Genomic DNA, 19,861 nt, shown 5'->3' on the forward strand with positions numbered 1-19,861 from the left:
CCCTGATCTTATGATTTATTCTATATATAAGGTGATATTATCAATTAGTCTTGCATGCTTGAACTTTACAGCCATTGCAATGATGATGTTTCCTGCCAGTGATTCAAGTGGTTTAAGTTCCGGGTATTGATAGACTTCAATATAGTCGATCACGCCACTTGTTTGGGCAGCAATATGTTCACTGATTAGAGCCGTGACGGTAGCTGCATTTCTTTCACCTGATTCAACCGCCTCTTTGGCCTTCAATAAACTTTGGTACAGCTCTTTAGCCTCCATGCGTTCTTGATCTGACAGGTTCACATTTCGCGAGCTCTTCGCTAACCCATCTTCCTCGCGTACGGTATCTACAGCAACAAGCTGGATAGGGAAATTGAAGTCTTTGATCAGGCCATCTATCACGGCGACTTGCTGGGCATCCTTCTTACCAAAGTAAGCTCTATCGGGAAGGATGATATTGAAGAATTTCGTTAAGACTGTCGCTACACCATCAAAGTGTCCAGGCCTTTGTCTCCCGCATAAAACATCCGTCCTGCTTTGGACAACAACTTTCACAGATGGTTCTTCACCGTACATTTCATGGACTGTTGGATAGAAGAGGTAATCCACTCCGCCATTGGCAGCGACATTTTCATCCCGTTCCAAATCCCGTGGATATGTTTCAAAATCCTCATTCGGTCCAAACTGCATCGGATTTACAAAAATACTCAATACCACAATATCATTTTCTTTGCGGGCCTTTTCCAGGAGGGTTGCATGCCCTTCATGCAAAAACCCCATTGTCGCTACATAGCCAATGCTTTTGTGATTGTTTTTATCCTCTCTAAGTGCCAATTGCAAATCAGCTGCTGATGTAAAAGTTTTCATCTTTTTCCTCCGTAAAGTTCAGAAAGTTGCTCTTCCTTCATCGTGAATGTATGTTCTTCCGACGGAAAATCTTTAGATTTCACTTCATTCACAAAGCTTGTAATCGATTGGCCAATCAGTTCATTTGCATCTCCATAAACTTTTACGAATTTCGCTAGCCGGTCTACCCCATACTTGATGACATCATGGTAAACGAGGACTTGACCATCCGTTTCTGCGCCTGCTCCAATTCCAATGGTTGGAATTTCGAGGTTCCGTGTGACGAGTTCCCCCACTTGATATGGAACACATTCAAAAACTACTAGCATCGCCCCTGCCGCTTCACACTTTCTCGCATCTTCCAAGAGCTGTGCTGCACTTTCTGCATCTTTTCCTTGCACTTTATATCCGCCCAGAACGCCGACGGATTGAGGAGTCAATCCAAGATGGGCTACAACCGGGATGCCTGCCTTTGTCAATGCTGATATTTTTTCAACAACATCATCCGCTCCCTCGAGCTTCACGGCATCCGCATGACCTTCCTGCATGATCCGGGCTGCATTCTTCAGTGTTTCATCCATAGATAGGTGATAGCTCATAAAGGGCATATCCGTCACGACAAATGTATTTGGCGCCCCGCGTTTTACTGCCTTTGTATGATGGATCATGTCATTCACCGTAACTGGAATCGTTGAGTCATACCCTAATACGACCATTCCTAAAGAATCACCGACTAAAATCATGTCTACACCTGATTGTTCGGCTAACTTTGCTGACGGGTAATCATAAGCCGTGAGCATCACAATCTTCTCTTGATTTTGTTTCATCTTCAAAAAATCTCCGGACAATTTCATTACGTTTCCTCCTTTTAATGGAGGAGATGAAAACATCAGCTAAAACTGGTGTCTATACATTCATGCGCAAAAAAAGGACTGACTAAAAAAGTATCTGTTTCGCTACGAAAAATGGCATGAAAAGCCACAATTCGATCAATAAACAGCACTTAGCTTTTTAGTCAATCCCTTTGTTTCATCAGAAGTTTCATCCCTCCGTCCCAGTCCAGTTCTCTGGATCAAGGCAGATTTTCAAATAATTTGGTATTTATGGGGGTGCAGTTCAAATAAGATACTGCCCACTTGCATTATATCAAGCAAAATTGAAATTTTCTATTTAATTTTCACGAATTTGACAAAAATCTACTGAATTTCAATATCTGCAGAATATATCGAATGTACGGTACCTTTTCCGTCTTCGAGAAGTAAAACGCCTGAATCCGTTATGCCCAATGCCTTTCCGACAATCGTGTCATTAACGGTACTGGCTTTGATTACCTGTCCAAGACTGATTGCATAACTCTCCCATAAATCCTTTATAGGCATGAACCCTTGATCCAAATAGAGTTCGTACAAATTTTCAAGACGAAATAATGCTCGTTGAATGACCTTGGACCTTGAAACCGTCCCTCCACTTTCTATGAGAAGGGAAGACGCTTTTTCCTGCAGTTCTTCAGGAAAATCCTCCAATTGCTGATTGATATTCATTCCAATTCCGATAATGACAGAATGGATTCTATCTGACTCCGCCTGCATCTCCGTCAGGATGCCCACCACTTTCTTGCGATTCACCAAAATATCATTCGGCCACTTTATCTGCGGCTTCAAATCAGTGGTATCCTCTATGGCCTGAGCTACAGCGACCGCGGCCAATAATGTAAGTTGTGGCGCCTCATGAATCGGAATTTTCGGTCTTAGGATCAGACTCATCCATATCCCGCTGAATTTTGGGGAATGCCAAGATCTCATTAGCCTTCCTTTTCCGGATAACTGCTCCTCGGCAACGACGAGGGTTCCCTCCTGAACACCTTCATTTGCTAGTTGATGCGCAATTTTTTGAGTGGATTCCACAGTTTCCTGATAATGGATCATTTTGCCGATCGTTTTTGTTTCCAAGCCAAGTTGTATTTCGCTCTCGGACACTTTTTCCGGCGCCGATATGATCCGGTAGCCTTTTTTCCTAACAGCTTCGACATTATACCCTTCACTGCGCAGGTCTTCTATATGCTTCCAGACCGCTGTGCGTGAACAGCCAATGTATTCAGCAATTTCCTGACCGGATATAAACGCACCATCCGCTTTTGAGAGGGCTTCCATCAGCTTTGTTCTTAACTCAGATTGCATTTCACCAGCCACCTCTTAATTTCTTCTTTATCATTTCTTAATTCTTCATTCAAGACAGCTTTCAATATTTTTTCCAAGTATTCCTTGACCCATGGACCTGGCTTTTCTTGATGCCAAATCAGTAAATCCGTCCCCGTGACGGCAAGATCCGACATTTGTTTTATAATAAGTCCATTATAGCGGTGGTGTGCATTCTCTTCAGCATCCGATACATTCCCGCCATTCAGTGCAGCTCTGACTTTAGCAGCTTGTACCGTTATGCCATGACCTGCCTGAAATACATCGATGGCTGCTGGTTCCTTACTCTTCACCAGCTTTATCGTACGTTGAACGTTTCTTATGGTTTTCAATGGCAGCTTCCATGCCCTCAAAGCCTCTTCGATTTCTTGATCCTTTGTGTGAATCATGATGATAGACCATATTTCTGCCGCATTCAGTTGATGAAGCGGCAGGTTCAGTAAGTCCATTAGATGTTCTTTTTTACTTGAGAATAGAGGCAGGTATTGATATAATCCGCTTTCAAGCAAGAGTGAGAAAGCCTTTATCTTATTGGAGCCGGCCGCTAGTTTCTCAAATTCAACCAGGATTCTTTCGACAGCGATTTCACTGATGTTCCGGGCGTTCTCTTTAAGGGAATCAAAGGTTTCATGATCCAGTTCAAAATCAAGTTGACTGACGAACCTTAAAGCACGCATCATTCTCAATGCATCCTCATGAAACCTTTCATGCGGGTTACCAACCGTGATAATCCTTTTTTGTGCCAAATCGCGCTTACCATTAAATGGATCGATGATCTTTCCGGTCTTATCCATTGCTATTGCATTCATGGTAAAATCTCTTCTTTGCAAATCTTCGGTCAAAGAACGGACAAACTCTACGGCATCGGGCCTGCGAAAGTCCGAATACCCGCTTTCCGTTCTAAACGTCGTAATTTCGTATGTACCCGTATCCGTAATGACAAGCACTGTACCGTGGTCGATTCCGATATCAGCCGTATTAGGAAAAATCCTTTTGATTTCCTGGGGTGTGGCGGAAGAAGCGATGTCCACATCGTTTATGGGCCTGCCAAGGATATAATCCCTTACAGAGCCGCCAACGAAATAAGCCTCATATCCTGCTTCTTCAATCAATTCCAGAATGGGTACTGATTTCAAGAATAATCGATCCATCAGCGTCTCCTCCCTATTCCATGGATTTACCTTCAAGTGCTTGAATGTAGATGGCTTCATACTCTGACATAATCGTATCACTATGAAAATCGGTATTGGCCCTTTCAAGCGCAGCTTCAGAAAAGCGTTTATGTAAACTCGGGTCGCTTAAAAGTCCAATCGCTTTTTCAGCAACCATTTTGACATCTCCCAGTTCACAAATATAACCAGTCTCCCCATCAACGATGACTTCGGGTATTCCCCCGATATTCGTCCCGATACAAGGAACTCCACATGCCATCGCCTCGAGCAGCACAAGTCCGAAACTCTCTTTTTCCGATAACAGGAATATCAAATCACTGATTGAATATAATTCCGCAAGGTTATCCTGCTTACCAAGGAACAAGACCGCATCATCGATTCCAAGATCTTTAGCCAATTTCAATACGGTTGTCACTTCCGGCCCGTCTCCTACGAGCAGTAGCTTTGCAGGCATTTTCTTTTGAGTTAAATAAAACGCCTGGATGACATCTTTCACTCGCTTGACCGAACGGAAATTCGAAACATGTATGATCACTTTTTCATCTTCCCTGATTCCGTATTCATCCTTAAGGTAATCGGAATCGGTTTTACGGTACTCTCTTTCATCAATAAAATTATAAACGGTTTTGATTTCCTTATCCGGTGCGATTAATTCGTGCGTTTGCTGAACAAGGGAATTAGATACTCCTGTAACGACATCTGATTGCTCTATGCCGAATTTAATCAAATTGGTCAATGAGGGATCCTGGCCCAAAACAGTGATATCCGTACCATGCAGTGTAGTTACGATCTTTACTTCATTACCTGACATCTGCTTTGCAAGGATCGCACAAACAGCATGTGGAATTGCATAGTGAACGTGTAAGATATCTAATTTCTCCCGTTTTACGACATCCGCCATCTTGCTCGCAAGCGCCAGGTCATATGGTGGATATTGAAAGACTGAATATGAGTTCACTTCAACCTGGTGATAAAAAATATTACAGTACATCTTATTTAAGCGAAAAGGGATGCTTGAAGAAATGAAATGTATTTCATGTCCTTTTTCTGCAAGCATCTTACCTAATTCAGTTGCTACGACACCAGAACCCCCAACTGTCGGGTAACAGGTAATTCCAATTTTTAATTTCATAAGATTATTATTCTCCTAACAAGTCGGCATCGATAAGTAACGGTTTTTTTGTCATGAATCCCTCCGCAAAGGCGACACCCACTTCTTTGCCAAACATCCGCTCCCGTGCCTCTACAGTCTCGATATAGCCATTAACTAACGGTGTTTCTACAGATACTTGACTTTTTTCGAATTGGCTCCCATATGCCCTAAGGCTATCCAGCTTTTTCGACATTGTAGAAGTGATATCCACGACAAAGTCCGGTTTGTGAAACCCATTGATCATATAATAGTGCATATTTTGGACACGATGGGAATCCATGCCTTCTTCTTCCATATACTTTCTTACTCCTGCCGAAAAAACTGCTTCCTCCACTAATTTGGCACAGTTACCATGATCGGGATGGCGGTCTTCCAAAAATGGGGCAAATACAAGGGCAGGTTTATATTGGCGAATGACCTTGATGATTTGATTTATGTATTCCGCCTTCATGTAAAGGCCCCTGTCGGGTAGATCAAGGGAAATCCTCTTCACCCCAAGGATTTCAGCAGCCTTATCGGCTTCCTCTTGCCGCAATGGAACGGTTCCATTGGACGACATTTCAGCTTTTGTCAAATCACAAATGACAATTTTCCTGCCTTGTTGCACATATTTAGCGATCGTGCCACCCATTCCGATTTCAACATCATCCGCATGTGCCCCGAAAGCCAGGATATCTATGTTACTTTTGTTTATCATTTATCTCACCTTGTTTTTGCCTTAGTTTTAGCCAGTCCATATATCCATGTTTCAAACCTTGTATGAGCACTTCTGCAGTGCCCATATTCGTTGCCAAGGGAATTTCATATACATCTGATAGGCGGATAAGCGCCGATACATCAGGTTCATGCGGCTGTGATGTCAAAGGATCGCGGAAAAATAGGACCATGTCCATTTCTCCGCGTGCAATCATTGCACCTATTTCCTGATCCCCGCCAAGAGGTCCTGAATGAAAACGATGGACAGGCAGTGATACTTCTTCCATGATTCGTTTCCCAGTCGTACCTGTTGCAAATAATTCATGCTGCTCAAATACATCTTTATAGGCTGTAACAAATTGAATGATATCTTCTTTTTTCATATCATGGGCAATTAAGGCAATTTTCATCGTAAATCCTCCTGATCCCTATTCAATAATATTTTCCAAGCCGTATACAAGAACATCCAATTTCATGACGGTATCGACAGCAAGTTTGACTCCTGACATGAACGAAGCTCGATTAAAGGAATCATGCCTAACCGTCAATAGCTCTCCTTCACTTCCGAAAAGCACCTGTTGATGGGCAACGAGTCCCGGTAGACGGACACTGTGGATATGCATGCCATCTACATTTGCACCTCTTGCCCCCTGGATGGTTTCTTTTTCATTAGGGTGCCCCTGTTGTTTTGTTTCACGTACCGCTGCAATCATGTCTGCCGTTTTGGAAGCAGTTCCAGAAGGTGCATCCAGTTTTTGATCATGGTGCATTTCTATGATTTCCACATCCGGGAAATACTTTGCGGCCATTTGGGAAAACTTCATCATCAAAATGGCGCCAATTGCAAAGTTTGGCGCGATGATGCAACCAATGCCTTTTTCTTTTGTCAATGAATCCAGCTTTGCTAAATCATCTTTTGTAAAACCAGTCGTTCCCACTACGGGGCGGATGCCATGATTAAGTGCCGTTTCGGTATGGAACATGCCCACTTCCGGTGTGGTCAAATCGATCAATACGTCTGCCTCTACAGAAGAAAAGCATTCATTTATATCAGAAAAAACCGGCGCTTCGATCCCGTGAAAACCTTCTATTGCGGAAAGGCTTTCCCCGTTATGCTTGCGATCTATGACAGCTGCCAATTCAAACCCTTCTGTCCTATGTACAAGCTTCACCGCTTCATTTCCCATTCTGCCTCGTGGACCTGCTACAATCACTTTCACTTTACTCATCTTTACCTTCCTCCTTCATTTCCTCTTCTTTTCTTGTCCATCTATCTTTATCGCGGGTTGTAAATTTTTCCATGACCAAATCATGCGAGTTTTGAAGATCAATCCCTAAAGAATTGGCAAAACAAATCAACACAAAAAGCATGTCCCCCAATTCCGCTTCAATGGTATTCTCTTCCTCTGTCGCTTTCTTTGGTTTTTCACCATGGTAATGATTGACTTCCCTAGCCAATTCCCCAAGTTCTTCAGACATGCGGGCGAGCATGGCGAGAGGGCTGAAATATCCTTCTTTAAATTGTCCTATGTATTGGTCGACTTCCGCTTGCATTTGTTGGATCGTCTTTTGCTTTTCCATATGAGTCACCCATTCTTGATTTTCGTTTTCAAACATCATACCTTCTCCATGTTAGCTAAAAGTGAAACAGATGACAACAGATACGTTTGCGAATCAAAATTGCCCATAGTTGGTTAATTAGTTATAATAAGTAAATTAATGCTATGCAAACCTTTGGAGGTATGGGACATGCTTTTGGGCTTAAAATTGAAAAATATCATATTCATCCTTTTTGGGGCTGGAATATTCGCATTTGGCCTCGTGCATTTTAACATGCAGAATAACTTGGCCGAGGGCGGATTCACCGGTCTCACCTTGATTATATATCAACTTATCGGGATAAATCCTTCTTATTCTAATTTGATTTTGAATATTCCTTTATTTTTAATCGGGTGGAAATATTTAGGGCGCACATCTTTTTTTTATACGATTATCGGAACGGTTGGACTCTCCGTTTGGCTATGGGTTTTCGAGAGATACGAATTTGAAATTAATCTTGGTAATGATTTGATGCTTGTGGCATTGTTTGCCGGGGTCTCGGTTGGTGTCGGCCTGGGCATCATTTTCCGTTACGGCGGTACAACAGGCGGAGTGGATATCATTGCCCGTTTTGCCCATCGTTACTTAGGGATGGGCATGGGTCGGACCATGTTCATCTTTGATGCCGTCGTCATTGGCCTGTCCATCCTTACCTACCTGGATTACCGGCAAGCGATGTATACCCTCGTTGCCGTTTTTATAGGTGCCCGAGTAATCGACTTTATGCAAGAAGGAGCCTATGCTGCTAGAGGTGCAATGATCATTAGTGATAAAAACAAGGAAATTGCAGAAAAAATCATGAATGATATGGAGCGGGGCGTAACTGTATTAAGGGGCTATGGGTCCTTTACACGCAATGACCGGGAAGTCCTCTATTGTGTTGTTGCGAAAAATGAGTTAGTCCGCTTAAAAAATGCCATAACTTCTGTGGACCCTCATGCATTTGTATCAGTCAGTGAAGTTCATGACGTATTGGGTGAGGGCTTCACCCTTGATGAGAACAAGAATCCCATTGAAAGGTGATCCATTGACTGTGGCATACCGATTGAATGCAACCCTTATGAATGTTGCCCTGTCCAACTGAATTTTATTAGCAATGTGCAGCAAATACTCTTAAAAATGAAAAAAGGACCCCATCCCAAGATGGTGTCCTTTTCTCATTAATCTTCTTCCCTCATTCCTGTATACATAAGCAGAAGGCGAACTAATTCCAGTACGGCTACAAGAGCGGCAGCAACATAAGTCATCGCAGCGGCACTTAATACTTTTTTCGTTTCCCGTTCTTCATCATTCCGGATGACCCCGGCGGAAACGAGTTGATCCATCGCCCTAGAAGAGGCATTGAATTCAACCGGCAGGGTTATCACTTGGAACAATACAGCGGCGGCCATAAATACGATACCCGCCAATAGTAACCCAGGAATTGAAGCTAACATCCCGATTAAAATCAAAATCCAAGATATGTTAGAGCCAAAATTAGCTACCGGTACTAATGCATGACGGAAACGCAAGAATGCATAGGCTTCTTTATCTTGAATCGCATGTCCAACTTCATGGGCTGCGACCGCTACACCGGCAACTGAATGGCCGTGATAGTTATCCGATGATAAACGCACTGTTTTATCCCTTGGGTCATAATGGTCAGAAAGCATACCAGGTGTCTCTTCGACCCTGACATTGAACAGACCATTTTGATCTAAAATGGCCCGCGCCGTCTCAGCACCGCTCATACCGGAAGAGGCCGATACCTTTGAATATTTTTTATATGTGCTTTTCACTTTCATTTGTGCATAAATCGGGATTAAAATGATAATCGCCAAATAAATGAAATACATGGTATCCTCCTATAACTATTATTACTCTTAATTCTATGGATTGAAGGCAACCGTGTCAAATATAGTGTTCTCTTCCCCTGTCTTTTTAATCATTATGTTCTTTCCTTGGTTTTTCCCTATCACCTTTATACTTCCTCCAGCCTACATAAGAAAGCGTCATGATGATGATTGAGCCTGTCGATATGATGACCCACCAAAGGGAAGGATCTGCATCATCTTCCCCCATATCATCAAAAATGGAGGTTAGTTCGTTTTGCAACGCATCCAGTTCCTTTTGACTTTCTCCATCACTGATTACCTCCGGACGGTATTGGTTGATGTATTGAATCCTCGTGTCCAGTTGCTGCATCGTTTCTTTAGAAAGGTCGACTTTCAAGCTTGGATATATCATTTCATATTGTGATAGGAATAAGTTCAATTGGCTATTGAAGGTAATTGTGTCTTGGTTGATCGCGGCATTCTTTGTCTGCTGGAAGGAATTCATCATTTGATCCTCCATCTCTGTCCAAAGGGGCTGATGGGTAGACTTGACCGCATCAACAACAAGCCGGAACTTTGTAACAGAATTAACCTTTTCGGAATCTCCCTTGTTCATATCCTTTATTGTCATCAACGCCTCATTATGAGCTACAGTGATAATTCGAAGTTCGTCCATGTCAAGGATCTGCTCTTTCGCTGTCTCTTTTAAAAACCGGTCAGAAAAAAACGTCAGCATCTTTTCCGAATCTCCATATCGCTTCAACTTGGTCATTTCCAAGGCTCTATCGGAAATGTTATCTAATTGCTCCAAACTTGAAGAGGATTCTGCATAGACAGGGAAATGTAAGACGACAAATAAAACAGCAATGGTTAATATGAATTTTTTCAACATGCTACTCGTCCCTCCTCATATCTCTACTAAAACGATATGAAAGAAAAAACATGAGTAGACCTCGTTCAACATAAAAAAGTTAACCCTGCTTTTACAAAGCTGTATTTAGAGTTAACTTTTTAATGGATGATGGATAGGGTGGTCCGCTTTTTTCTATATCCAAAGTACCAGCCGACAAAAATGGATAGTATACTGAGCCAAAAAGTGAAATAACCTATCGAATTCATATATACCAATAAATCACGATAAATTGGCATCATTTCAAAAACATAATCGATTATGTCATTATGTATGGTCCAAATCGCAGCCACTATCAAATGCCAAGGTTTTATTCGATAAAATGGTGCATATAATACCCCTTGTATCGCCATCCCCAAATGAGAAGCCATTAACATATAACCTTCCCATGGCAATGAACCGGTTGTCAAGAAGGTCATCAAATTCATTGCAACCGCCCATATTCCATATTTGAATAGTGTCATGATTGCCAACGCTTCCATAAGTCCGAAATTCCTTCTTAACAGGAACCCCAATAAAACAAATACAAAGAACAGGCTAGCTGTCGGGCTGTCCGGTACAAATGCCAAAAAAATCGCCGGAGTGTTTTCCAATTGACTACCGTACCAATAATATCCATAGGCAGTACCGAATATATTTATTAATAATAACAAAGCGAGCATTTGCCGGCTTGCAAGCAAACTGTAAATAACATTCATTCTTTTACCCTCACTTACATTCTCAAGTATATTCATTTTACAGGCCATCAACCAGAAAACCAAGTATTCATTTCAATTTCTTCTCATATACGCTTCAATTTACCAATAAAAAAGCCGACAACCGTAGTCGTCAGCTTCATTTACAGCCTATGAAAGAAATTGATGTTGATGGCTATATTACTTTGTCGATAAGCCAGATACAAATTCAGCTAATGTTGCCAATTCTTCATCTGTACCCTTGAACATGCCAGCTGGCATGGCACCCTGGCCTTTGACTGCGATTTTAGAGATTTCTTCTGGACTTAAGCCTGTGTCAATTAAGCTTGGCGCTCCTGCTCCACCAGTTAACTCTGCTCCGTGACAGCTAATACAGCCACTGGAATCCATCAGTTTATACCCATCGCTCTCTTTATCAATGTCTGCACCTTCCACGATCGCTCCTTGTTTCTTGGAAGCTTCCCAATCATGGTGGGCTGCAGACTCCCATGTCAAATAGAATACGCCGGCAATTGCCAATAGCATGAAGCCTACAGCAAAAGGACGTTTTGCCGGGCTCCGCTCTGGACCACGATCTAAAAAAGGTGCCAGGAGCAATGCTCCGAAAGCCAAACCAGGTATTACCAGGGCCCCGATTGCATTATAAGGACCTGAAGCATAAGTATACTTAAGTAATTGGTAAAGGAATAGGAAATACCAGTCTGGCAGCGGAATGTACGCTGTATCTGTAGGATCTGCTATCCTTTCCAATGGTGACGGATGTGCGATTGTCAGGCAAAGATACCCTACAAGAAATACAGCTCCTACCATCCATTCTTTTAAAAGGAAATTAGGCCAAAATGCTTCAGTTTTCCCAGGATATTCTGAATAATCTTTCGGAATATTCGGTTTACGGTTCGCGGAGATACGCGAGTCACCTACGAATTTCATACCTTTCCCACGATGCATAGAACAATTCCCCTCCTTTATGAAAAGGTTTTTTTGGTTCTTGGTTCACCATTCTTTTATAGTGGACCTGAAATACCTTGTTTTCGGATCATCAGGAAATGAGCCGCTAGTAATGCAAATAATGCTGCAGGCAGGAAGAATACATGAATTGCAAAGAATCGTGTCAATGTCTGTGCTCCAACGATGGTTGGATCTCCTGCTATCAATGTCTTGAGTGCCGGTCCCATCAACGGTACCGATTCGACAATTGTCAACGTAACTTTCGTTGCGAATAGCGCTTTCATATCCCATGGCAATAAATAACCAGTCAAGCCTAATGCCAGCATGATGAAGAAAATCAATACGCCGACCATCCAGTTCAATTCACGCGGTTTTTTGTAAGCTCCCTGGAAGAAGACACGAAGAGTATGTAAGAACATCATAACGATAACTAGACTTGCTCCCCAGTGATGCATACCACGGACAATTTGACCGAAGGCAACTTCATTTTGCAAATAATAAACAGATTCCCAAGCGTTTTTAATGTCCGGGACATAGTACATCGTCAAGAACATGCCTGACAAGATTTGGATGACCGTAATAAAGAAAGTTAACCCACCAAAACAATATACGAATGCGGAAAAATGATGTGCGGGGTTAACATGTTCAGGAACCTCATGGTCAGCAATATCCCGCCATAACGGCGTAATATCTAAACGCTCGTCCACCCAGTCATATAACTTTGTTAGCAATGTTTACGCCTCCCCGTGCGGTTTTAGTTGACCCAAATAAAGTATTCCATCTTTTTCTTTCGTGTCAAAGACATCCAATGGTGAAACCGGCGGTGTCCCTTTCACATTAATCCCATCTTTCGTATACCTGCCATAATGGCAAGGACAGAAAAATTGATTCGGATTAGTCTTATCCGTATTCCACCCTACCGTACAGCCTAAATGTTTACAGATTGGAGATAAAGCAACGATCTTACCATCATCCGTTTTGTAAACCCAAGCTGTATTTGTTTCTTCAGACTCATACCACCCATCGACCTGTTTAAAACTAAAGTCGACACGGGTCGGTTCGGTAGTCAGATCACCTACCTTCTGCTTAGTTGCAACGTAATCCCCGCCTTTATCAGCTGATAATACAGGATCAATTGCAAACCTAACCATAGGCATCAACATACCGGCCGCCATAAATCCACCAACGCCAGTAAGTGTGTAATTAAGGAATTGACGTCGTGAAACATTATGCTTGCTCATGCGTTTTCCCCCCCTCTATTACTATACTGAGAGCCCAAAGGACCAATAAATAGCGACACTATAAAACTAGGACATTTCCATGATATCTCAATAATTTACCAAGGTCAATATTTGTAAAACCCAAAAGGTGGCAACTATGTGTCAAATAATGCGAAAAATCCTACTTTTTTTCATTTTTCCAATTATAAGAGAAAATATCAAGGATTTGGAGAACTTGCTGGTTAATCATTTCCCTTGCTTGGTCAATTTCAAGCCCTTCCAAGGGAATGGCAGGAATCCATACTAAATTATTCTCTAATTCCCGTTCTTCTTTTTTCCACTCGAAGTCCGATGTAAGAAAGAAAACATGCTCGAAATTATTTTCTTTCACTTCATTGGCCCAACGCTTTAACCGTTCAACCTTATCCATTTCATCACTTAAATAATGAAATGTCGGCAATAAAAGAATTCTACCTTTCATCTGCTTTTCAATTTCCAAGCTTAAAATGGTAAGAAATTCATTCATTGAGCCCGTTTGCTTCATTTGCCCTTTAAAAGATAGGGGAACCAAAGGAATCAAAACGGTATCCACATACTCTTTTGACTGCATATACATGTCAAGATCTTTTGCTGTCCACTTCATGTTTTTTCTTCACTCCCGATTTTTTGAATCAACTCCTTATCATTTTACCATTATTTTTATAACATCTTTACCATATACCCATAGTCTTTACAAAAATGTGGATTTTATCAATGTTTTATAAAAAATAAAAACCTTTCCTGATTACGGAAAGGTCAATTTATTTCATCCAAGTACTTTCAATTGATTCAATTGTTCGGTTAAATCCTTAAATGCTTGTTCATCATGCTTATCAAGCGCTTCATCGATTTCCTTAAGCAGACGGTCCCTTTGAAAATACAACATGCTTCTTTCTAAAAATTGTTCAGCTAGCAGCTGATCTTTTTCATTCGATGCCGTCGATTTCGGCATGAAGGGATTGTGCTCGAGTACCGCTGCATATTGATAGGAAGAGTAAGACGATTTAAAATTAAGCTGAATATAAATGTCTTCATCCCGATTTAAACGGATATCATGAAAAGATTTCTCTGCATCGGTCGTCATGATATTGGACTTATAGAACCTGAAAGGGACCTCATCCACACAATGTGTCGACATAATCAGTCCACGTGGGCAATATTGTGCATTTTCTACAAAATGAACCTTTTTCATCAGTTGATCATGACTCATTAAGTAATTCAATATCCACACACATTCTCTTCGTTTCAGTTGATAATGATTTAAGAACCACCGAATAAAATCCTTCTTCTCATTCACAGAAACAGGGGCAGCCACCATGAATTCCCTCCTCTGTCTTGATTTAGTTTTGTTTCACTTATCTACATTTCCTCTGTGTTTTCACCTAGCCGCTCCAAAATCATTGCATACTCATCATTCGCCGGATTCATCTCAAGCAGCTTATTAAATACTTCTCTAGATGTGGCTCTGTCTCCTTCTTCAATTAAAAAGAAACCATAATCTTCAAGGAAATCTTGATTGCTCTTGAATGAATTATATGCTTTATGATAGCTGGTTAATGACTCTTTAAATTGTTCGGTATGTTGATAAGATACAGCAGCTATCCAGTCAAACTGAGGATCATCCTCTCCATATCGCCTTACTTCACCTATACACTCCAATACATCTTCATACCTTTCTTGGTGCATATACAATTTCAAAAGGGTGAGTGCAGCTTCCAGATATCCCGGATCAATGGCAAGTGCTTCTTTAAATAGATTTTCAGCCTCTTCGTCAAGACCGCTTTTCAAGGCTATTTTACCACCGAAGAAGTAAAGTTCCTTATTGAATTCATCAGCCTTGATTCCTTCTTTGACCGTTTTCAAGGCATTTTCGAGATCTTCAAGATGTTCATAACTCTTTGCCAGGTACAAATATAGTGAATGATATTCATGATCTAATTCTTTCAGTTCAATAAACTTTCGTACGGCTGTCTCATAAAGACCTGCCTGAAAAGCTGTAAATGCATATTCAAATAAAGTATTGATTTCAAGTCCATCCTTCAAGGCCTTCTCAAAGTGCGGAAGGGCCTCCTCGAACTTGCCCGAGCTGCTTAATGCTTCAGCAAGCCTCTGATTGACATTAACACCAGCGATTTCTTGTTCCTGTTCCAAAACCTTTATGTAATTTGCAATGGCTTCCTGATCCCTGCCTTGATGAAAGAACAGTTCAGCTAGCGCAAAATCAATGATGATCTCATCTGGAAGCATTTCCTTAGCCTGCAGTAATTTCCGTTCGCTGACCTCATCCATCCCCTGTAATTGATAAAGGTCCGCTTCCAAAAGCAAAGCACTTGGATATACTTCATCATCTGCACTTACTTTTTCAAGCATCAGCATCGCTTCATCTTCCTGGTCCATATCAATCAGGATTTCCGCCAACGAAACAATCAATTCTCCTTCATCGGGATAGAGTTGCAGCAGATGTTCAAAAAGATCCTTTGCCTCTTCCGCAAAGCCAAGCTGGAGCATTTCTTCGGCCAGCAATAAAATGTCCTCTGCTGACTCTGATGATTTAATTCGATTTATATGTTTAAGAGCTTCTGTTAATTCCCCTTTTTTTAAATGCTGTATAACTTGTTCCACTGTGTTCATTGTTGAATCCTTCCTTTTGCATGATAGACTTGGTCCCTAGTCATACACATTCACGCCATAATGTAACATATTCTGCCATTAAGAACAAAATACCATGTAATCGTGAGATGCATAGTAAACAGTATTCATTAGTTTACCATACTGCAGCCTTGTATTCCATCGATGAAGTCCCCTCCCATTCTCATTAAAAAAAGGTTACTAGTTAATTCTCCACGCTGTGGTAAATCTCCTTTTTGATCATGAACCCCTTTTTCATTATTTTCATGATCAATACAGATACAAAATAGCCCTGATGTTAGCGCTTTCAACACTTTTGAGCATTTAAAAAAAGTTTACAGACCAAATAAGGTATGTAAACTTTTTTTATATTTACTTTATCAATTGCGTCAAATGCCCAAAAAATTGTGGATACGATACATCGATGGCATCAGGGTCGGCAAGTTCCACTTCCCCATCCGTTATCAAAGCCGCTACAGCAAGCATCATCCCGATACGATGATCCCCATGGCTTGTAACCGTACCTCCATTCAGGGCTTTACGGCCTTTGATGATCAATCCGTCTGCTGTCGGGGTTATATCTGCCCCCAGGATGGAAAGCTCATTTGCAACAGTATCAATTCGATTCGTCTCTTTCACTTTTAATTCTGCTGCATCCTTGATTGTCGTTACCCCTTCTGCCTGTGTCGCCAGAAGTGCAATTACCGGTATTTCATCGATGAGACGGGGAATTAAATCACCGCTGATGGTCGTTCCTTTTAATCGGGAGCTTCTGACCGTGATGTCACCTGCAGGTTCGCCCTCGCTCGTCTTCTTCTCTATCGTGATATCAGCACCCATCGATTTCATGACTTCGATGATTCCAGTCCTTGTCGAATTAAGGCCCACATTCTTTAATACCACTTCACTATTTTCCGTAATCGCTGCAGCCACCATGAAGAAAGCTGCCGAAGAAATATCACCCGGCACATGGATGTTCGTCCCTTTGAAGACTTGATTTCCGCTTACTTTAATCGTTTGGCCGTCTTTTTCGATTTTTCCGCCAAACTCCTGGATCATTCGTTCTGTATGATCACGGGTCTCTTCCGGTTCGATAATGATCGTTTCACCTTCTGCCTGTAAACCAGCCAAGATTATCGCAGATTTCACCTGTGCACTCGCTACAGGCAATTCGTAGCGAAACCCTTGTAATTTGCCTCCTCTTATGGCGAGGGGAGTATATTCTGCTCCTTTTCGGCCATCAATGGCTGCTCCCATCTGACGAAGAGGGTTTACTACCCGGGTCATTGGACGTTTGGCTATCGATTCGTCACCTGCCAAAACGGCTGAAAAATCCTGTCCTGCCAATATGCCCATCATTAACCTGATCGTGGTACCAGAATTTCCGACATCCAGTACTGATTCAGGTTCCTTTAATCCATTAAAACCTTTGCCTTCAATTTTGACGTGCTGGCCATCTTGTTCAATATGGACTCCAAGCTGCTTAAAACAGGAAATCGTACTTAAACAATCAGCTCCTGGAAGAAAATTAGTTACTGTCGTTTCCCCTTCGGCAAGGGCTCCAAACATTATCGAACGATGGGAGATCGACTTATCTCCAGGTATGGCAATCGAACCACGCAATGTTTGAATGTTCGTTTGTAATTTTTTAGTATTCATAAAACCATCCTTCCCTATATTATTATGCCAGGATCGTTTCATAATCTGTATGTCTTGAAATACACTCCGCAGCTTTTATGCGATCAACATCCGTTTGGAAACTGATGACCAGCACACCGTATATCTCTTCCCTGGTTTCAATGATCCTTATGTTTGTAATGCTGATACCTTCTTGTGCCAAATATCCGGTAATCTCAGAAATTATTCCGGCATAATCCGGTATATCGATATATAAATCATAAAACGCTGGTATGGCGCCTTTCGCATGTGTCGGCAAATCATCCCTGAAAATCTTGGCATCGGTAAAGAATCGAAGGATTTCTTCACTATCTTCATTCGCAACCAGACCTTTTATATGCTCCATTTCATTCAGCCAATCATTCATTAATTCAAGCAGCACTTCCCGGTTATGTAACAAAATGTCACGCCACATTTCCGGACTGCTTGAGGCGATTCTGGTAATATCCCGGAATCCACCTGCTGCGAGCCTTGAAATCAACTTGTTTTCCTTACTGTAATTTTCTGCCTGCTTAACGAGCCCCGATGCGACAATATGCGGAAAATGACTAATGACCCCAGTCAGCTTATCATGTGTGGCAGGACTAACAATAAGAAAGTTAGCTCTTGTCCCCTGCAGCCACCCTTTCAGCTGCTCAACCTTTTCTTCTTTGATGGAATCCCCGGGAGTTAGCAAATAAAATGCATGTTCGAATAAATGTAATTTGGCTGCCGCAGCGCCGCTCTTATGGGAACCAGCCATAGGGTGCCCCCCGATGAAGGCCACCCCTTTATCTATCAATGGTTTCGCTGCCTTAACGACTGTATCCTTCGTACTTCCTGCATCAGATATGAGGACCTCACTTTTTAAATCCATATCAGCCAATTGAGCTAAAATCTTCACGGTTTCATTGACAGGCACAGCAAGTAGAATCAAATCAGCTTCACATGCTCCCGCTTCCAAAGATGATACAGAATCATCAATGATCCCCAATAGCATCGATAGTTGAATATTCTTTTCACTTAGGTCCATACCAACAATCACGGCTTCAGGATGTGCATGGCGTACAGCCATGGCCAGTGATCCGCCTATTAGACCTAAACCTATTACAAAAACCTTACCCTTCACTCTTCTCTCCCCCGCATCTTTTATGCTCCTCTAGGTTTGATGAAACGTTAAAGCAGCGAATCAGAAGGTGCCTCAACTTCATTCAAAAAAGCTTTAATAGCATGGATCATTCCTTCATTTTCTTCCGTAGAACCAATCGTCACCCTCAGGCTGTTTGGAAAACCGAAAGATTTCCCCGACCTTGCGATGAAGCCGCGCTCAAGCAAATATTGAAATACCACATCGGCATCCTGTTTAAAATGGATAAAGATGAAATTACCTTGTGACGGATAATAAGCCAAATTTTCCTTATTGCAAAATTCATAGTACTGCTTTAACCCTTTTTGATTTTCTTCCTTGCATTTTTCAATGAAGGCCTGATCTTCCAAAGCGACGATAGCGATATTCTGTGCAAATGTGTTCACATTGAATGGTTCCCGTGATGGATCTAATTTCTGGATGATATCCTCATCCGCCAAACCGTACCCTACCCTAAAACTGGCAAGTCCATAAATTTTCGAGAAAGTCCGGAGTATGATCAAATTTTTATATTTATTAATCCATTGATTCGTTCTCGGGTAATCCTCAGCGTTTGCATATTCACAATAAGCTTCATCCAAAACGATAAGAACATCTTCCGGCACTTTTTCGATGAACGATAATAAGTCCTGTTCCGAAATGTATTTACCTGTTGGATTATTCGGTGTACAAAGCCAGACAACCGCTGTTTCATCATCTATTACTTTAAGCATTCCTTCTAGATCATGAGCACCGTCAATATGAGGAACTTCCCTGATTTCCGCTCCTTCTAGCGTGGCATTATGGCGATACTGCGAAAAAGTGCCTGTTGCCATGACCGTATTCTTTCCAGCTCCCAATAGACTCCTGGAGATGATTTGAATGTTCTCATCAGATCCATTTCCAAAAATAAGCTGAGTTTCTTTCACACCTGTATGTTTCGCAACAGCTTCCCTTAGCATCGTTGCATATCCATCTGGATAGATGGCAAACGAATGGGTTGAATTCCTAACGGATTCCTTGACCTTTTCCGAACAGCCAAAAGGATTTTCATTTGAAGCTAATTTCGTGATTTTTTCCAACCCGTATAATTTTTTCACTTCATCAGTGGATTTTCCCGGTTGATAAGACTTCAAGGAAAGGACCGCTTCATTCCATTTCATGTCA

Annotated in this window: 22 protein-coding genes; 1 reads left to right on the forward strand and 21 read right to left on the reverse strand. The window is 41.7% G+C overall.

Annotated features, from left to right (window positions below; translation table 11 throughout):
- Positions 1 to 15: 15 nt before the first annotated feature.
- From panC to MHB45_RS13630, 9 genes are all read right to left on the reverse strand, one after another.
- Complete coding sequence (gene panC / locus MHB45_RS13590; RefSeq protein WP_048681622.1) at positions 16 to 864, reverse strand: pantoate--beta-alanine ligase; 849 nt, start codon at positions 862 to 864, stop codon at positions 16 to 18.
- Complete coding sequence (gene panB / locus MHB45_RS13595; RefSeq protein WP_053535578.1) at positions 861 to 1,697, reverse strand: 3-methyl-2-oxobutanoate hydroxymethyltransferase; 837 nt, start codon at positions 1,695 to 1,697, stop codon at positions 861 to 863. The genes panC and panB overlap by 4 nt, the downstream gene beginning before the upstream one ends.
- 342 nt (positions 1,698 to 2,039) lie before the next feature.
- Positions 2,040 to 3,020 (reverse strand): biotin--[acetyl-CoA-carboxylase] ligase, encoded by a 981-nt coding sequence (locus MHB45_RS13600; protein WP_048681627.1) that lies wholly within the window; start codon positions 3,018 to 3,020, stop codon positions 2,040 to 2,042.
- Complete coding sequence (locus tag MHB45_RS13605) at positions 3,005 to 4,189, reverse strand: CCA tRNA nucleotidyltransferase (protein ID WP_048681631.1); 1,185 nt, start codon at positions 4,187 to 4,189, stop codon at positions 3,005 to 3,007. The genes MHB45_RS13600 and MHB45_RS13605 overlap by 16 nt, the downstream gene beginning before the upstream one ends.
- A gap of 13 nt (positions 4,190 to 4,202) precedes the next feature.
- A complete protein-coding gene (bshA, locus tag MHB45_RS13610; RefSeq protein WP_048681633.1) occupies positions 4,203 to 5,342 on the reverse strand; it encodes an N-acetyl-alpha-D-glucosaminyl L-malate synthase BshA in 1,140 nt (379 codons plus the stop codon).
- Positions 5,343 to 5,349: 7 nt separating this feature from the next.
- Entirely contained in the window at positions 5,350 to 6,060 is a 711-nt protein-coding gene (gene bshB1, locus MHB45_RS13615) for a bacillithiol biosynthesis deacetylase BshB1 (RefSeq protein WP_048681636.1), read from the reverse strand.
- Positions 6,044 to 6,469, reverse strand: a complete 426-nt coding sequence (locus MHB45_RS13620; RefSeq protein ID WP_048681639.1) for a methylglyoxal synthase — start codon at positions 6,467 to 6,469, stop codon at positions 6,044 to 6,046. The genes bshB1 and MHB45_RS13620 overlap by 17 nt, the downstream gene beginning before the upstream one ends.
- 18 nt (positions 6,470 to 6,487) lie before the next feature.
- Positions 6,488 to 7,288: a 4-hydroxy-tetrahydrodipicolinate reductase gene (gene dapB, locus MHB45_RS13625; protein WP_048681640.1), complete on the reverse strand. Its 801-nt coding sequence runs from the start codon at positions 7,286 to 7,288 to the stop codon at positions 6,488 to 6,490.
- A complete protein-coding gene (locus tag MHB45_RS13630; protein WP_226990433.1) occupies positions 7,281 to 7,676 on the reverse strand; it encodes a nucleotide pyrophosphohydrolase in 396 nt (131 codons plus the stop codon). Before MHB45_RS13630 ends, dapB begins: the two co-directional genes overlap by 8 nt.
- Positions 7,677 to 7,808: 132 nt before the next feature.
- On the opposite strand from MHB45_RS13630, the gene MHB45_RS13635 reads away from it, so the two are divergent.
- Positions 7,809 to 8,681, forward strand: coding sequence for a YitT family protein (locus tag MHB45_RS13635; RefSeq protein WP_048681643.1), 873 nt, complete (start codon positions 7,809 to 7,811; stop codon positions 8,679 to 8,681).
- Between the two features lie 137 nt (positions 8,682 to 8,818).
- On the opposite strand, the gene MHB45_RS13640 is transcribed toward MHB45_RS13635, so the two are convergent.
- The 12 genes from MHB45_RS13640 to hisC all read right to left on the reverse strand — a co-directional run bounded on the left by MHB45_RS13640 (position 8,819) and on the right by hisC (position 19,857).
- Positions 8,819 to 9,493, reverse strand: coding sequence for a zinc metallopeptidase (locus tag MHB45_RS13640; RefSeq protein WP_048681645.1), 675 nt, complete (start codon positions 9,491 to 9,493; stop codon positions 8,819 to 8,821).
- Between the two features lie 85 nt (positions 9,494 to 9,578).
- Positions 9,579 to 10,364 carry a sporulation protein YpjB gene (gene ypjB, locus MHB45_RS13645; RefSeq protein WP_034307968.1) on the reverse strand — a complete coding sequence of 262 codons (786 nt, stop codon included), beginning with the start codon at positions 10,362 to 10,364 and terminating at the stop codon, positions 9,579 to 9,581.
- Between the two features lie 119 nt (positions 10,365 to 10,483).
- Positions 10,484 to 11,080, reverse strand: a complete 597-nt coding sequence (locus MHB45_RS13650) for a DUF1405 domain-containing protein (RefSeq protein ID WP_048681648.1) — start codon at positions 11,078 to 11,080, stop codon at positions 10,484 to 10,486.
- Positions 11,081 to 11,257: 177 nt separating this feature from the next.
- The gene (locus MHB45_RS13655; protein WP_048681651.1) at positions 11,258 to 12,025 is read right to left on the reverse strand and encodes a menaquinol-cytochrome c reductase cytochrome b/c subunit; all 768 of its coding nucleotides are present in this window, start codon (positions 12,023 to 12,025) and stop codon (positions 11,258 to 11,260) included.
- Positions 12,026 to 12,081: 56 nt separating this feature from the next.
- Positions 12,082 to 12,756: a menaquinol-cytochrome c reductase cytochrome b subunit gene (gene qcrB, locus MHB45_RS13660; RefSeq protein WP_034307974.1), complete on the reverse strand. Its 675-nt coding sequence runs from the start codon at positions 12,754 to 12,756 to the stop codon at positions 12,082 to 12,084.
- A 3-nt stretch (positions 12,757 to 12,759) separates the two neighbouring features.
- A complete protein-coding gene (locus MHB45_RS13665; RefSeq protein WP_048681654.1) occupies positions 12,760 to 13,266 on the reverse strand; it encodes a ubiquinol-cytochrome c reductase iron-sulfur subunit in 507 nt (168 codons plus the stop codon).
- Positions 13,267 to 13,426: 160 nt separating this feature from the next.
- The gene (locus tag MHB45_RS13670) at positions 13,427 to 13,888 is read right to left on the reverse strand and encodes a YpiF family protein (protein ID WP_048681663.1); all 462 of its coding nucleotides are present in this window, start codon (positions 13,886 to 13,888) and stop codon (positions 13,427 to 13,429) included.
- Between the two features lie 162 nt (positions 13,889 to 14,050).
- Positions 14,051 to 14,602, reverse strand: a complete 552-nt coding sequence (locus MHB45_RS13675; protein WP_034307987.1) for a ReoY family proteolytic degradation factor — start codon at positions 14,600 to 14,602, stop codon at positions 14,051 to 14,053.
- A gap of 41 nt (positions 14,603 to 14,643) precedes the next feature.
- Complete coding sequence (locus MHB45_RS13680; protein WP_072273185.1) at positions 14,644 to 15,915, reverse strand: tetratricopeptide repeat protein; 1,272 nt, start codon at positions 15,913 to 15,915, stop codon at positions 14,644 to 14,646.
- 369 nt (positions 15,916 to 16,284) lie between these two features.
- Positions 16,285 to 17,571: a 3-phosphoshikimate 1-carboxyvinyltransferase gene (aroA, locus tag MHB45_RS13685; RefSeq protein ID WP_048681667.1), complete on the reverse strand. Its 1,287-nt coding sequence runs from the start codon at positions 17,569 to 17,571 to the stop codon at positions 16,285 to 16,287.
- A gap of 22 nt (positions 17,572 to 17,593) precedes the next feature.
- On the reverse strand, positions 17,594 to 18,697 hold the full coding sequence (locus tag MHB45_RS13690) for a prephenate dehydrogenase (protein WP_048681669.1): 1,104 nt from the start codon (positions 18,695 to 18,697) through the stop codon (positions 17,594 to 17,596).
- A gap of 47 nt (positions 18,698 to 18,744) precedes the next feature.
- On the reverse strand, positions 18,745 to 19,857 hold the full coding sequence (gene hisC / locus MHB45_RS13695) for a histidinol-phosphate transaminase (RefSeq protein ID WP_048681673.1): 1,113 nt from the start codon (positions 19,855 to 19,857) through the stop codon (positions 18,745 to 18,747).
- Positions 19,858 to 19,861 lie beyond the last annotated feature (4 nt).

The organism is Peribacillus sp. FSL K6-5616, assembly GCF_038008245.1.
In the GTDB taxonomy this organism is placed as follows: domain Bacteria; phylum Bacillota; class Bacilli; order Bacillales; family DSM-1321; genus Peribacillus; species Peribacillus frigoritolerans.